General features: G+C 73.0%; 12 protein-coding genes. 9 read left to right on the forward strand and 3 right to left on the reverse strand.

What is annotated here, in order from left to right:
• Window positions 1-11 precede the first annotated feature (11 nt).
• Genes Aiant_RS41070 through Aiant_RS41080 form a run of 3 tightly spaced genes read right to left on the reverse strand, consistent with a single transcriptional unit; the run spans window position 12 to window position 3,351 of the window.
• Window positions 12-1,214, reverse strand: a complete 1,203-nt coding sequence (locus tag Aiant_RS41070; protein ID WP_189330041.1) for an acyl-CoA dehydrogenase family protein — start codon at window positions 1,212-1,214, stop codon at window positions 12-14.
• Window positions 1,211-2,140, reverse strand: a complete 930-nt coding sequence (locus Aiant_RS41075) for an LLM class flavin-dependent oxidoreductase (protein WP_189330042.1) — start codon at window positions 2,138-2,140, stop codon at window positions 1,211-1,213. Before Aiant_RS41075 ends, Aiant_RS41070 begins: the two co-directional genes overlap by 4 nt.
• A complete protein-coding gene (locus Aiant_RS41080) occupies window positions 2,137-3,351 on the reverse strand; it encodes an LLM class flavin-dependent oxidoreductase (RefSeq protein ID WP_189330043.1) in 1,215 nt (404 codons plus the stop codon). The genes Aiant_RS41075 and Aiant_RS41080 overlap by 4 nt, the downstream gene beginning before the upstream one ends.
• Window positions 3,352-3,606: 255 nt before the next feature.
• On the opposite strand from Aiant_RS41080, the gene Aiant_RS41085 reads away from it, so the two are divergent.
• The 9 genes from Aiant_RS41085 to Aiant_RS41125 all read left to right on the forward strand — a co-directional run bounded on the left by Aiant_RS41085 (window position 3,607) and on the right by Aiant_RS41125 (window position 13,623).
• A complete protein-coding gene (locus tag Aiant_RS41085; RefSeq protein ID WP_189330044.1) occupies window positions 3,607-4,728 on the forward strand; it encodes an ABC transporter substrate-binding protein in 1,122 nt (373 codons plus the stop codon).
• A 6-nt stretch (window positions 4,729-4,734) separates the two neighbouring features.
• Window positions 4,735-5,532 carry an ABC transporter ATP-binding protein gene (locus Aiant_RS41090; RefSeq protein WP_189330045.1) on the forward strand — a complete coding sequence of 266 codons (798 nt, stop codon included), beginning with the start codon at window positions 4,735-4,737 and terminating at the stop codon, window positions 5,530-5,532.
• Window positions 5,513-6,352 (forward strand): ABC transporter permease, encoded by an 840-nt coding sequence (locus tag Aiant_RS41095; protein ID WP_212846763.1) that lies wholly within the window; start codon window positions 5,513-5,515, stop codon window positions 6,350-6,352. The genes Aiant_RS41090 and Aiant_RS41095 overlap by 20 nt, the downstream gene beginning before the upstream one ends.
• Window positions 6,349-6,972 (forward strand): YcnI family protein, encoded by a 624-nt coding sequence (locus Aiant_RS41100; RefSeq protein WP_189330046.1) that lies wholly within the window; start codon window positions 6,349-6,351, stop codon window positions 6,970-6,972. The genes Aiant_RS41095 and Aiant_RS41100 overlap by 4 nt, the downstream gene beginning before the upstream one ends.
• A gap of 4 nt (window positions 6,973-6,976) precedes the next feature.
• Window positions 6,977-9,259: a copper resistance CopC/CopD family protein gene (locus Aiant_RS41105; RefSeq protein WP_212846765.1), complete on the forward strand. Its 2,283-nt coding sequence runs from the start codon at window positions 6,977-6,979 to the stop codon at window positions 9,257-9,259.
• Window positions 9,260-9,267: 8 nt separating this feature from the next.
• The gene (locus Aiant_RS41110) at window positions 9,268-10,095 is read left to right on the forward strand and encodes a MetQ/NlpA family ABC transporter substrate-binding protein (protein ID WP_189330049.1); all 828 of its coding nucleotides are present in this window, start codon (window positions 9,268-9,270) and stop codon (window positions 10,093-10,095) included.
• A 30-nt stretch (window positions 10,096-10,125) separates the two neighbouring features.
• Window positions 10,126-11,217, forward strand: a complete 1,092-nt coding sequence (locus Aiant_RS41115) for an acyl-CoA dehydrogenase family protein (RefSeq protein WP_189330050.1) — start codon at window positions 10,126-10,128, stop codon at window positions 11,215-11,217.
• Window positions 11,218-11,284: 67 nt separating this feature from the next.
• Window positions 11,285-12,322 carry an aldo/keto reductase gene (locus Aiant_RS41120; protein ID WP_229829967.1) on the forward strand — a complete coding sequence of 346 codons (1,038 nt, stop codon included), beginning with the start codon at window positions 11,285-11,287 and terminating at the stop codon, window positions 12,320-12,322.
• Window positions 12,319-13,623: an NtaA/DmoA family FMN-dependent monooxygenase gene (locus Aiant_RS41125; RefSeq protein ID WP_189330052.1), complete on the forward strand. Its 1,305-nt coding sequence runs from the start codon at window positions 12,319-12,321 to the stop codon at window positions 13,621-13,623. The genes Aiant_RS41120 and Aiant_RS41125 overlap by 4 nt, the downstream gene beginning before the upstream one ends.
• The last annotated feature ends 2 nt before the right edge of the window (window positions 13,624-13,625 follow it).

A 13,625-nucleotide genomic window follows, 5' to 3' on the forward strand; every position in this document is an offset into this window, starting at 1 on the left:
CGGGCTCCTTGTCAGAACAATCCGGTGGTCGGTGGTTCCTCGCCGGTCAGGTGCCACGCGCCGGCGACGGCCGCCTTCCACTGCCGAGGATTGTGGTTGGCGACCGTGCGGGCGTTGCGCCAGTGTCGGTCGAAGCCCAGATCGCGGTCGGTCGCCGACCCGCCGCCGACGTCGAAGAGCAACTCCGCCGCTTTCAGCGCCGATTCCACCGCGATCACGCCGGCCTGGGCGACGGTCACCGCCGCGGCCGCGGCCGTGGTCCGCCGTTCTTCCGGTTCCCGCTCTTCGCGTACGCCATCAAGCGCTTCCGCCGCGAGCAGCACCACCGCCCGCGCCGCCTGCGCCCGGGCCGCGATCTCCCCGACGGTGTGCCGTACGTACGGGTCGTCCACGCTGCGTGCCGCGGAGCTGTGCTTGATCGGCCGGGCCCGGTCCCGCCCGAACGCGATCGCGTCGTCGAGCACGGCGGCGGCGATCCCGGCCTCCACCGCGGCCAGGTAGAGCTGCGCGAACGAGCCGGCCCACGGGACGTCCAGGGCACTGTTGTCCCGGGGCGTCACCTCGTCGGCGCTCAGCCGCACGTTCACCAGCCGGGTGGTGCCGCTCTGGGTGAGCCGCTGCCCGATCGCGTCGAAGTCGTCGAGGCGCTGCACACCGTCGCGGCTCGCCGGGACGGTGAAGCCGTACACCCGCCCGTCCTCGCCGGTGGCCGAGCCGGTGAACCACGTCGCGTAGAGCCCGCCGGTGGAGTAGTACTTCTCGCCGTCGACCAGGTAACCGTCGCCGTCGCGGCGCAGCGTGGTGTGCACCGATCCGCTGGCCCCGCCGCCGCGCTCGTTGCCGGTGCCGGCGAACAGGTCACCGGCACGCAACCGGGCCAGGGTGAGCGCCCGCTGCGGCAGGTCGTGGTGCAGGGCCACCCGGTTCGCGAGCAGGAAGCTGTTGCGCAGCGCCTGGGCGACGTTGGAGTCGGCCCGGGCGATCGCCACGACCAGGTCGGTGACGTCGCGGACCGTGCCGCCCGCGCCGCCGTCGGCCGCCGCGATCCCGACCAGGGTGATCCGCTGCTCGGCGAGCGCCCGCACCTCACGGTTGGCATAGGTACGGGTCAGTTCCCGGTCGCGGGCGCCGGCGGCGAGCCGCCGCAGCACCGGTGCGGCGCCGGCCCGGATGCCCGCGACCGTCCACGTCGTCGCGATCACCTCCGTGGTCACGCCGGCACCACCAGACGTTCGAGCAGGCCGTACCCGGCGCGCAGGGTGGGTGCCGGTGGGCGGGGGGTGAGCGCTTGCAGCACCGTGACGACGTCCTCCGCGCCGCCCTCGGGCACCAGCTCGATCCCGTCGAGCAGGTGTTCGTCGGCCCAGCGCCGCAGGCGCCCGGCGAGCCCGCCGGCCGCGTCCGCGCGCCGCACGGCGACCCGGCCGAGCAGGGCGATCTCGCCGCGGTCCCGCCCGGCCAGCCGCAGCGCCTGCGACAGCACCGCGTCGGCGCCGGCCGCCTGTGCCAGGTCGACCACGACGACGTCGGCGAGCGGCGCCACCGCGCCGGCGTCGAGCAGCCCCAGGTCGGCGACGAGGACCGGCCGGCCCTGCGCCGAGGACGGCCCGTCGAGCGGCCCGGCGACCCGGTAGAAGGCGCCCTCGTGCCGGATCGGCGTGATGCGGCTGTTGTCGACGACCACTCCGGAGCGCTGGTCACCGATCACCGCGGTGCGCGGGAAGGACTCCCAGAGCCGGGCCAGCACCCGGGCGTACTCGGTCCAGCGGCGCACCGGGTCGGTGGCGCCGGGCTCGGGGACCACCTGCTCGCTCACCTCGTCACCGGTGCCCGGGCGCAGCGCCACCCCGGACCGGCCCCCGGTGGCCCGGTCCAGTGACAGCACACGGCGGGCCGCGTTGTACGGCGCGTTTCCGGTGGTCGGCAGCTCCGGCACCCAGCCGACGCCGCCGTGCCGCCCGGCCAGGTACGACGCGGTCACGGTCGGGTCGAGCGCGACGCCGTGCGGGGAGCGGTCGGCGAGCCGGATCGCGGCGATGCCGGCCTGCTCGGCGGCGGCCGCGATCGTGCCGGCGTCGGCGAGCGAGAGCAGGCCCGGACCGCCGACGGCGAGGGCGAGCTGAACGGTCGGGCTGGTCATCGGGCCACCTCCGGGGCGGGCAGGGCGGGCAGGCCGAGGCCGAGGTGCCCGCGCAGCGTGGACCCCTCGTACTCGGTGCGGAACAGGCCACGCCGGCGCAGTTCCGGGACGACGTGGTCGGCGAAGTCGTCGAAGCCGGTCGGCAGCACGTCGGGCATCACGTTGAAGCCGTCCGCGGCGCCGGCCCGGTACCAGGTCTCGATGTCGTCGGCGATCTGTTTCGGGGTGCCGGTCACGATCCGGTGCCCGCCCCCGCCGGAGAGCCGTTTGAGCAGCTGGCCGAGGGTCGGCCGGTCCCGGTCGACGATCTGCTTGACCACCCGGTAGAACGTCTGCGAGCCGCCGGCCGCGTCCGGCTCGACGAGCAGCCCGTCCGGGATCGGCTCGTCGTCGGAGAGCCCGTCCAGTGAGATGCCGAGCTGACCGGCGAGCCGGCTGCGGGCGTACGCGTCGGGCAGGAGCTCGTCGAGCCGCTCCCGCCGCGCCCTCGCCTCCGCCTCGGTGCTGCCCACCACGGTCGACAGGCCGGGCAGCACGACGATCTCGCCGGGGGAGCGCCCGAACGCCCGCGCCCCGTCGCGGATCTGCGCGCGGAACGCCCGCGCGTGCGCGAGGTCCTGGTCGGCCGAGAAGATCACCTCGCCGATCCGCGACGCCAGCCGCCGGCCGTCGGTCGACCCGCCGGCCTGCACGACGACCGGCCGGCCCTGCGGGGAGGCCAGCTCGGTGCGGGCCGCCCAGGCGGCGACCACCTGCGCGGCGACGTCGGCGGCGCGCCGGTAGCGGCCGGCGTGCCCGGGCTCGGCGGCCCGGCCGAAGTTGCCGGCGGCCGCCGCGCCGGCCGTGGTGACCACGTTCCAGCCGAACCGGCCGCCGGAGAGATGGTCGAGGTCACCGAGGCGGCGGGCCAGCTCGACCGGGTCGTTGTAGGACGACGACAGCGTGCCGATCAACCCGATCCGCTCGGTCTGCGCGGCGATCCGGGCCAGCACCGTGGTCGGCTCCAGGCTGTTGCCGGGCCGGTATCGGATGTTCGGGTCGAGCACCGGCCCGTCGGCCAGGAACACCGCGTCCAGTTTCGCGGCCTCGGCCTTGCGGGCGATGGTCGTGTAGTGCTCGACGGTGAAGCCGGCGGTGCCGTCGGTGCCCGGGTAACGCCACGAGCCGCCGAAGACGCCCGCGTTCAGGATGTTGACGTTGAGGTGCAGCACGCATTCCCCTTTGGACCCGGGCGAATCTCTATACCGCCTATAGGAGATGTGCGATGGGCGGATTTGTCAAGAGAGCACGTCAACGGCGCGGCGATGCTGAAGTTCAGCTACGGGATTCGTGAAGCGCGGCGGCGTTGTTCCGCCGCGGCCGATCGCCCAAGACTGATCCAAGCCCAGCCGGTGCGGCACCCCGGCGGCTCGACTTTCCGCGACGGACACCTGAGACGGGCGCGGCCGTGAGAGAGGAAGACCGCCATGAGCGGTAGTACCGAAGTGGGACGAAAACGCCTGGTCGGCAGGCTGTCGCGGGTGATCGCGGGAGCGGCCGCCGTCGCCGCGGTCACCTCGCTGCTGGCGGGCTGCGGCGGCGACGCGGGCGGCAAGGACTACGTGAGTTTCCGGTTCGCCAACTCGCCCACCGCGCTGTCGCTGGTCCGGATCGCCGACGAGCTCGGTTACTGGAAGAACGCCGGTGTCCGGCCGGAATACGTCGGCCCGGCCACCACGGTGCCCGCGACCCAGCTGCTCGACCAGGGCAAGGTGGACATCGCGACCGGCATGCAGAGCGACAACATCACCGCGTACTCGAAGGGTGTCAAGGGTTTCACGCTGATCGCCTCCAGCATGCTGGACCTGCCGGAGGAGCCGCACATGGCGTACTTCGTGAAGGCGGGCTCGCCGATCACCCTGAAGAACCTCAAGGCGCTGGCGGGTCACCGGGTCGGCGTCTCCGGGGTGAACAGCTGCACCGATCTGGTGATCAAGCGGCTGCTGAAGAAGAACGGCGTCGACCTCAGCAAGATCCAATTCGTCGAGCTGAAGGCCGAGCTGGTGGCCCCGGCGCTGGAGAAGGGCGAGATCGAGCTCGGTGTCTTCCACCCGCCGCTGGTCGGCGTGCTGCTCAGCCAGAAGGACAAGTTCACCGAGATCGCCACGTCCTTCGACGACTGGGGCGAGCTGGGCGGGCAGGCGCCGTACAAGGCGAGCAACACCTGGCTCAAGGCGCACCCGGCCGCGGCCCGCGAGTTCGTGGGCATCATCGCCAAGACCGCGAACTGGGCCAACGAGCACCCCAAGGAGTCGGCCGAGATCGCCGGCAAGACCACCGGGTACCCGATCGAGCAGACCACCAACTGGCACTACGCGCCGAACGCGCTGCTCGACAAGGCCAGCCTGAACCTCTGGTGGGACCTGGTCGAACAGGTCGGCGAGGTGACCCCGGCCTGGCGCCAGGTCAAGATCGAGGACATGGCGACCAACGCCTACAACCCGTACGCGAAATCCGCCGATCTGCTGGAGTCCCAGACCGAGAACAAGTCGATCATCCAGACCGAGCAGAACAGCGGGGTGCTGGACAGCCCGCTGGTGCGGAGGTAGGCCGCGATGAGCGTGAAGATCCAGGCCCGGCAGGTCGCCAAGATCTTCCCGGACGCGCACGCGGCGGGCGGGTTCCACACCGTACTGGAAAATTTTGATCTTGATCTGCGGAGCGGCGAGTTCGTCTCGCTGCTCGGGCCCAGCGGGTGCGGGAAGTCGACCTTCCTGAACATCCTGGCCGGGCTGGAGAGCAACGACGGTGGGGACGTGCTCGTCGACGGCCGGCACGTCGAGGGGGTCAACAAGGACGTCGGCGTGGTGTTCCAGAGCTACGCGCTGTTCCCCTGGCTCACCGCGCAGAAGAACGTCGAGGCCGGCCTGCGCATCCGCGGGGTGCCCCGGGCCGAGCGCCGCGAGCGCGCCGCCGAGGTGTTGCGCACCGTCGGGCTCGCCACGGCCGCCAACCGGCTGCCGCACCAGCTCTCCGGCGGCATGCGCCAGCGCGTCGCGATCGCCCGGGTCCTGGCCTACGAGCCGGAGATCCTGGTCTTCGACGAGCCGTTCGCCGCGCTCGACGCGCAGACCCGCGAGTTCCTCCAGGGCGAACTGCTGCGCATCTGGGAGTCCGGCGGGACCCGCAAGACCGTCCTGTTCGTCACCCACTCGATCGACGAGGCGATCTTCCTGTCCGACCGGATCGCGGTGATGACCCGCTCACCCGGCCGGGTCAAGGACCTGATCGAGGTCGACCTGCCCCGGCCGCGGACCAGCGCCGCCCGCAGCGGCCTGGAGTTCACCCGCATCCGCGCGCAGGTCGCCCGGATCCTCGAGGAGGAGGTGCACCTTGGCAACGGCGACGACTGAGGCGGTCCCGGCGGAGGTCGCGATCCGGCGCCCCAAGCGCCCCCGCGCATTCCTGGTCAAATACGACCGCTACCTGTACGGGACGGCCGGCCTGCTCGGCTTCCTGGTGCTCTGGTGGCTGGTGATCGACCGCGGCCTGATCGACTCGCTGTACCTGGCCACCCCGCAGGACACCGTCAAGGCGTTCGTCGGTGGCCTGGCCGACGGCACCATCGTGACCGACGCCTGGCCCAGCATCCAGCGGGCGGTGATCGGCTTCTCGATCGCCCTGGTGATCGGGATCGTGCTCGGCATCCTGGTCGGGTCGATCCCGGCGTTCGGCAAGTTCGCCGAGCCGGTCCTGCTGTTCTTCCGCAACCTGTCGCTGCTCGCGCTGCTGCCGGTGTTCGTGGCGTTCCTCGGCATCGACGAGGAGTCGAAGATCGCCATCGTGGTCTGGGCCTGCTTCTGGCCGATCTTCATCAACGCGGTGGGCGCGGTCGGCGGAGTGGAACGCATCTTGATCAACTCGGCCCGGACCCTGGGCGCCGGCCGGTTCTACATCTTCACCCAGGTGGTGCTGCCCGCGGCGCTGCCGTCGTTCTTCCCGGGCATCCGGCTGGCGGCCGCCAACGCCTTCACCGCCCTGGTCGCGGCCGAGCTCGTCGGCGGCGCGCAGGGCCTGGGGATCTACATCAACAACGCCAGTTACCGGATGCAGACCCCGCAGATCTACGCCGGCATCCTCACCCTGGGCCTGCTCGGTGTGCTGGTCAACGCGGTGATGGCCGGCGCCGAACGCTACCTCACCCGGTGGCAGCGAGGGCTGACCACCCGATGAGCAGGCTGCTGGCGGCCGCCGCCGTGATCGCCGCGACCCTGCTGGTCGCGGCCCCGGCCCAGGCGCACGTGCGGGTCGACGGCGGGGACGCGCCCGGCAAGGGCGGTTACGGCGCGGTCCGGCTGAGCGTGCCGACCGAGAACGAGACGGCCTCGACGGTCGGGCTGACCGTGACCATCCCCGACGACGTGACGCTGACCTCGGTGAAGGTGCTGCCACTGACCGGCTGGACGGCGAAGGTGGAGACCGCGGGGGAGCGGGTCACCCGCATCGTCTGGCACGCCGCCGGCGCCGGTCTCGGGCCGGCCGAGTTCGGGATCTTCACGTTCTCCGGCGGCCCGTGGCCCGAGGACCGGAGCGCGGTGCCGCTGCCGACGATCCAGCAGTACAGCGACGGATCGTCGGTGAAGTGGGACGAGGTGGCCCTGGACGCCTCCGAGCCGGACCACCCGGCGCCGATCGTGGTCCTCGACGAAGCGTCCGCAGGCCACCACGGCGGCGCCGCGGCCACGGTGATCACGCCCCGGGCCGAGACGAACGGCGCCCAGGTCACCCAGTGGGTCCTGATCGGCCTGGCGCTGGTGCTCTCGCTCTCGGCAGCCGTGCGGCGAACGAGGTAACCGGATGTGGCGACGGCTCGGCGCGGTGGTCGCGTCAACGATCCTGGCAACGCTGGCGTTCCCGGCGCCCGCGTCGGCCCACGCCACCCTGATCAGCACCGCCCCCGCCGACGGCAGCCACCTGGACCGGGGAACCGCGCAGATCGTGTTCACCCTCGACGAGCCCGTCTCGGTGGTGCGGGACTCGCCCCAGGTGATCGACCGGGACGGCACTCGCCATCCGGTGGCCGGCACCTACCTGAACGCCGGCCGCACCGTCGTCACGGTGCGCCTGGTCACCGCCCTGCCGGACGGCTCGTTCCTGGCCACCGCCCGGCTGCTCTCGCCCGACACGCACGTGGTGTCGGTATCCGCGGCGTTCACCGTGGGCACGGCCGCCGGCCTGCTCACGGCCCCCGCCGACAGAGAGCAAAACCCTTTCCTGTACGCCCTCAAACTCCTCGTTTACACCGGCGCGGTCCTGTCCGCCGGGGTCCGGTGGACCACCACCCGCCTCTGGCCGCACCTGCGCCGGCACCGCCGCTGGCAGCTGACCGTCCGTTGGGGCGGCGCCCTGCTCGCCGTGGGCCTCACCGGCCGCCTGGCCGTCGAAGCGTCCCAACGCTCCGGCGGCGTCACCCACCTCTCCGCCGCCGCAGTGCGCGAACTCGTGAGCAGCGGATTCGGCCTCGCCGCGCTCGCTACCCTGATCGGACTGGTCGCGCTCGCCGCACCACCAGAGCGTCCATGGCGCCTCGGCCGGCTGTCGTCATCGGCGGCAGTGCGTCCGTGGCGCCTGGCGCGGCTGCCGTTGTTGGCGGCAGTGCGTCCGTGGCGCCTCGGCCGGCGGTCGTCATTGGCGGCAGTGCGTCGGGGGAGCCTGGCCCGGTTGCCGTTGTTGGCGGCAGTGCGTCGGCGACGCCTCGGCTGGCTGTCGTCATTGGCGGCAGTGCGTCCGTGGAGCCCCCATCGGCCGCCCTCATCACCGGCACTGCGTCCGCGGGACCCCGGTCGAAGGCCGGCCGCGGTGGCAGAGCGACCGGCCTCCGCTGCACAGCTGCCTGCCGTGGTGGCGGAGCGGTCGGCTGCCGTTGCTGAGCCGCGTGCCGTGGTGGCGGAGCGGTCGGCTGCCGTTGCTGAGCCGCGTGCCGTGGTGGCGGAGCGGTCGGCTGCCGTTGCTGAGCCGCGTGCCGTGGTGGCGGAGCGGTCGGCTGCCGTTGCTGAGCCGCGTGCCGTGGTGGCGGAGCGGTCGGCTGCCGTTGCGGAGCCGCGTGCCGTGGTGGCGGAGCGGTCGGCTGCCGTTGCTGAGCCGCGTGCCGTGGTGGCGGAGCGGTCGGCTGCCGTTGCTGAGCCGCGTGCCGTGGTGGCGGAGCGGTCGGCTGCCGTTGCGGAGCCGCGTGCCGTGGTGGCGGAGCGGTCGGCTGCCGTTGCGGAGCCGCGTGCCGTGGTGGCAGAGCGGTCGGCCGCCGTTGCAGAGCCGCCTGTCGTGGTGGCGGGGCGGCCGGCCACGGTGGCTGGGCGGCTGAGGTGGCTCGGCGGGTGGCTCGCGTCGGCGGCGACGGTGGCCGCCGTCGCCTACGGCGGGCACGGCGCGGACCGCGCCCTGTTCCCGCTGCCGCTGGTGGTGACCCTGCTGCACGTGTACGCGGTGCTGGCCTGGCTCGGCGGGGTCGTGGTGATCGTGGTCGATCGCCGCCGCGACGTCCCGCTCGCTGCCTGGCACCGATACGCACTGGTCCACGCAGGCCTCGCGGTGGCCACCGGAGCCGGCCTGGCGGTGCTGCGGGTGCCGGCGGTCGACGCGGTGCTCACCACCTCCTACGGAAAGATCCTGCTGGTCAAGGTCGGGCTGGTGGCCCTGGTGCTGGCCGCGGCCGCCGTCGCTTACCGCCGGCTCGGCCGGTTCGTCACCGCTGAGGTGCTGCTGGCCACGGTGGTCCTCGGGGCGACCGGGGTGCTCTCCTCGGTGGCCCCGGCGACCGCCAGTTACGACCCGCCGGTGCACACGACTGTCGATTTCGGTGCCGGCGCTGTCCTGGACGTCAGCATCCCGTCCACCCGGCGCGGGCCGCAGCAACTGATCGTCGAAGCGCCGCAGAACTCGCCGCTCACGGTGGACCTGTCCTCCCGCGACGCCAACGTGGCCCGGCTGCCGGTCCGCTTCGGCGCCCCCGAGGACACCGGCGACGGCACCCGATGGACCAGCCGCGACCTGGTCGTGCCGGTCACCGGCACCTGGCAGGTGACAGTCACATTCGGCACTCGGGCGGGACCCCGGGTCGCCTCGTTCCGATACGACGTCCGTTAGGAACCGCGATGAAACGCACACTCATCGGCCTGCTCGCTCTCGTCCTGGCGGGCTGCGGGTCGCACCCCGCCGTCACCTATCAGACGGGCGCGGGCACGCTGTCGGTTTACACCGGACCCGGCGAATATCGCGAGATCCTCCAGTACGCGATCGACCACCTGCTCGCCCCCACCACCACGGTCCAGCTGGTCGACCGGCCCGACCACGCCGACCTCGCGTTCTACCAGGAGGCGCCGGCCGTCGGCGACCCGGCGAGCATCGTGGCCCGGGTCGACGTCATCCCGTTCGGCCTCTACTCGTCGCGGTGGACCGACCTGAAGGAGACGACCTCCTGGGTCGGGGCGGGCATCGTCGAGGACGAGATCCGCGGCAGGAGCCTGCCGCACGGCGCGAAGATCGTGCTGCCCGGCGACGACGAGGGCTTCGCCCGCGGCCTCTACCTGTTGCAGCGCGCCAAGCTGGTGAAACTCGACCGCGCGTTCGGTGGCACCGGCCCGGCCGACCTCGCGGTCAGCCAGGCCAACGTGACCGACTCGCTGCGCCACCTGCGGCTGCTCAGCCAGTACTCCGATGTGCACCTGCGCGAGGTCTACCAGCAGTACGACGCGATCGTGCTCACCCCGGCGCAGGCCACGACGCTCGGGCTGAACCCGGCCACCGACCCGCTCGCCGTCGAGCAGGGCCCGGACAACCCGTGGGCACGGGTGCTGACCGCGCCGGCCCGGCTCGCCGGCGACCCGCGGGTGCTCGACCTGACGCACGCCCTGGAGAGCCCTGAACTGGCCGCGTACCTGAAGGCCCGCTATCCCGGCGCGAACCTGCCGGCCACGGCATGACGACCGGCTGTCTGTGAAGGAGGTTGACCGATGAGTGTTCTGGAGGGCGTCGACGTGCGCTCGCACCCGGCCTATCGGCGGTTCGCCGAGGTCGTCGCGGAGGTGCTGGCACCGGCCGCGGCCCGGGTGGACCGCACCGAGGTGCCGCGCTCACACCTGGAGGCGCTGCGCGACGCCGGCTACTACCGCTGGTCGGTGCCGGAGGAGTTCGGCGGCGTGCGGGTCCCGCCGCAGGTGCGGGTCGCGGCCGACAACCTGCTCTTCGGCGCCGACCCGTCCACCGCCACGATCGTCACCCAGCACGGCGCCCCGGTCGGGCCGGCGATCCAGGCCGGGACCCCGCAGACCCTCGCGCTGCTGCCCCGGCTGGCAGCCGGCGAGCTGTTCGGCGGGGCCGGGATGGGTCACGTCCGGTCCTGGCCGCAGCGGCGCGGCACGGTTGCCACCCGGGTGCCCGGCGGTTACCGGGTCGACGGCGTGATCGGCTGGCACTCCGGCTGGGGCCTGACCGACGTGCTCTGGCTCGGCGCGGTCGACGAGTCGGCCGAGCGGTACGTCTTCGGCCTCGCCGACCTGCACGACCCCCGGATCACCGGCCGGGTGCTGCCGCTCACCGCGGTCTACGGCTCCCGTACCGCGGAGTTGACCCTCGACGGCTACCTGCTGCCGGACGCGTATGTCACCGAGGTGATCCCGGTCGCCGACTGGAAGGCCCGCGACGGGCTGATCGGGTGGGAGGTCCGCCGCGCCCAGCAGATCGACCCGGAGGTGAACCCGGCCGACCTCCCGGCGCTGCCCCCACCCGGCCCGTACGGCCTGGCCCGCGCCGCCCTCGACGACGCGCTGCTCGCCCAGCCCAGCGAGCCGTCGCTGCGCGCGCTCTCCGACGAGCTGGAACGGGCGGTGGCCGGCCCGCTGCCCGAGCCGCACTGGCGCGCCGTGCTCGACGAGATCGCGGTGCGGGCCACCACGGCCGCGGTGGTGGCCCGCGGCGGCGCCGGTCTGCTCGACGGCGACATCGCCCAGGTCCGCGCCCGCGCCGCGGTGTTCCTCCAGGTCCGCGGCCTGGCTCCGGTGGTCCGTGCGGCGCGCTACGCGACGCTGGCCAGACGCATCGCGTAGCCGGACCGCGCCGATCATGAACGCCCGCCTTTCCCCGCTGGTAAGAAGCGAACGAACGGACGAGACATTGACCTACCGCACGCTCGGCCGCACCGGTGTCCGGGTCAGCCCGCTCACGCTGGGCGCGATGAACTTCGGCGCCCGGGCCACCGCCGACCAGGACGCGGCGATCACGATCATCCACCAGGCCCTGGACTTCGGCATCAACGTCATCGACACCGCCGACGTGTACTCCCAGGGCGAGAGCGAGAAGATCGTCGGCAGGGCGCTGCGCGGCCGCCGGGACGACGTCGTGCTCGCCACCAAGTTCCACGGCCAGTGGGGTGACGGCGTCAACACCCGGGGCAGCTCCCGGCGCTGGATCCACCGGGCCGTGGAGAACTCGCTGCGCCGGCTCCAGACCGACCACATCGACCTGTACCAGCAGCACAAACCGGACCCGGACACCGACGTGACGGAGATCGTGGGTGCGCTGGACGACCTGGTCCGCCAGGGCAAGATCCGCTATTACGGGACCACCACCAACGAGCCGCACCTGCTGGTCGAGGCGCAGTGGGCGGCCGACGTGGCGGGACGCAGCCGGCCGGCCACCGAGCAGGTGCCGTACTCGATCCTGGCGCGCGGCGCCGAACGGGCCAGCCTGCCGGTGGCGGCCCGCTACGGGCTCGGCGTGCTCACCTGGAGCCCGCTCGCCGGTGGCTGGCTCTCCGGCCGGCACGTCGCCGGGCTCCCGGTGCCGCCGCCCTCGGCGCGGGTCGCCCGGCAACCCGGCCGCCACGACCCGCGGCTGCCGGAGAACCAGCGCAAACGCGACCTCGCCATCGCGCTGGGCGAGCTCGCGGCCAAGGCGGGGCTCAGCCTGCCGCAGCTCGCGGTGGCGTTCGTGCTGCGCCATCCGCAGGTGGACAGCGTGATCATCGGGCCGCGCACGCCGGAGCACCTGGAGAGCCTGCTCGGCGTACCGGAAATCGTTCTTGATCCGGAAATTCTCGACGCGATCGACGAGCTCGTCCCGCCCGGCGTCACGGTCAACCGGGCCGACGAAGGGTGGCAGCCGCCGTGGCTCGGCCCGGACAAGCACGCTCGCCGCCGGGCCGTGGCATGACCGGACTGCACCTGGGGATCAACTGTCCCGGGCTGGGCGCCTACGGCGGCGCCTGGCGGCGCGACGGCATCGATCCACTCGGCACTGCCAACCCCGACTTCTACGTACGGATCGCGCAGCTCGCCGAGCGCGGCCTGTTCGACGCGATCTTCACGGCCGACGTCCCGGCGTTGCAGCCCACCTGGGAGACCGAACCGCAGCGCGCCGGACTCGACCCGGTCCTCGCGCTGACCGCCGCCGCGCTGGCCACCGAGCACCTGGGCGTGGTCGCCACCGTCTCCACCTCGTGGCACCACCCGGTGAACCTGGCCCGCTCGATCGCCAGCCTGGACCGGATCTCCCACGGGCGGGCCGGCTGGAACGTCGTCACCAGCTACCACCCGCTGGTGGCGCCCTACTACGGCCGGGACCCGCTGCCGCCCAAGGACCGGCGTTACGCCCGGGCCCGCGAGTTCGTCGAGGTCGTCGGCGCGCTGTGGCGCACCTGGACACCGGACGCGATCGTCGCCGACAAGGCCACCGGGCAGTACGCCCGGCCCGGCGGGGTGCGTCCGATCGACCATGACGGCGATTTCTTCGCGGTCACCGGCGGCGGCCTGCTGCCGCCGTCCGAGCAGGGACTTCCGGTGGTGTTCCAGGCCGGTGGCTCACCGGAGGGCTTCGACCTCGCGGCCCGGTACGCCGACGCGACGTTCGTCGCCGCGGGCACCCTGGACGCGGCCCACGACTACCGGGCGCGGCTGGCCGCCGCCTCGCGGGCCCGCGCACCGGGCCGCCCGGCGGTGCTGGCCCTGCCGGGCATGGTGGTGTCCCTCGGCGCCACCGACGAGGAGGCCGAACGCCGCCGCGAGGAGTTCTTCGACGGTGCGAACCTGGCCCTGCTCGCCCAGCGGCTCGGTGTGCCGGTCGAGCAACTCGATCCGGACGCGCCGCTGCGACTGCCCGGCGACCTGTTCGAACGCCGCCGCCAGGACACCTCCGAGGGGTTCCTGCGCTCGATCCGATTCCTCGCCGACGAGGGGCTGACGGTCCGCGACGTGGCCCGGTACGGCTGGGGACACCTGACCGTCGCCGGCAGCCCGAAGACCCTGGCCGACACCATCGAGCAGTGGTTCGCCGCCGGCGCGGCGGACGGTTTCAACCTGATGTTCGACGTCATCGACGAGGGTTTGCCGGCCTTCGTCGACGAGGTCGTCCCGATCCTGCAGGAGCGTGGCCTGTTCCGCCGCCGGTACACCGGCCGCACCCTGCGCCATCACCTCGGCCTGCCGATACCGACCTGGTCCTTCGCGGACAGCTGAGG

The organism is Actinoplanes ianthinogenes (assembly GCF_018324205.1).
In the GTDB taxonomy this organism is placed as follows: Bacteria; Actinomycetota; Actinomycetes; order Mycobacteriales; family Micromonosporaceae; genus Actinoplanes; species Actinoplanes ianthinogenes.

Excerpts from the sequence above, each read along its gene's own strand:
- Aiant_RS41075 (WP_189330042.1), bottom strand. The coding sequence starts at position 2,140 with ATGACCAGCCCGACCGTTCAGCTCGCCCTCGCCGTCGGCGGTCCGGGC.
- Aiant_RS41085 (WP_189330044.1), top strand. The coding sequence starts at position 3,607 with ATGAGCGGTAGTACCGAAGTGGGACGAAAACGCCTGGTCGGCAGGCTG.
- Aiant_RS41090 (WP_189330045.1), top strand. The coding sequence starts at position 4,735 with ATGAGCGTGAAGATCCAGGCCCGGCAGGTCGCCAAGATCTTCCCGGAC.
- Aiant_RS41100 (WP_189330046.1), top strand. The coding sequence starts at position 6,349 with ATGAGCAGGCTGCTGGCGGCCGCCGCCGTGATCGCCGCGACCCTGCTG.
- Aiant_RS41105 (WP_212846765.1), top strand. The coding sequence starts at position 6,977 with ATGTGGCGACGGCTCGGCGCGGTGGTCGCGTCAACGATCCTGGCAACG.
- Aiant_RS41110 (WP_189330049.1), top strand. The coding sequence starts at position 9,268 with ATGAAACGCACACTCATCGGCCTGCTCGCTCTCGTCCTGGCGGGCTGC.
- Aiant_RS41115 (WP_189330050.1), top strand. The coding sequence starts at position 10,126 with ATGAGTGTTCTGGAGGGCGTCGACGTGCGCTCGCACCCGGCCTATCGG.
- Aiant_RS41125 (WP_189330052.1), top strand. The coding sequence starts at position 12,319 with ATGACCGGACTGCACCTGGGGATCAACTGTCCCGGGCTGGGCGCCTAC.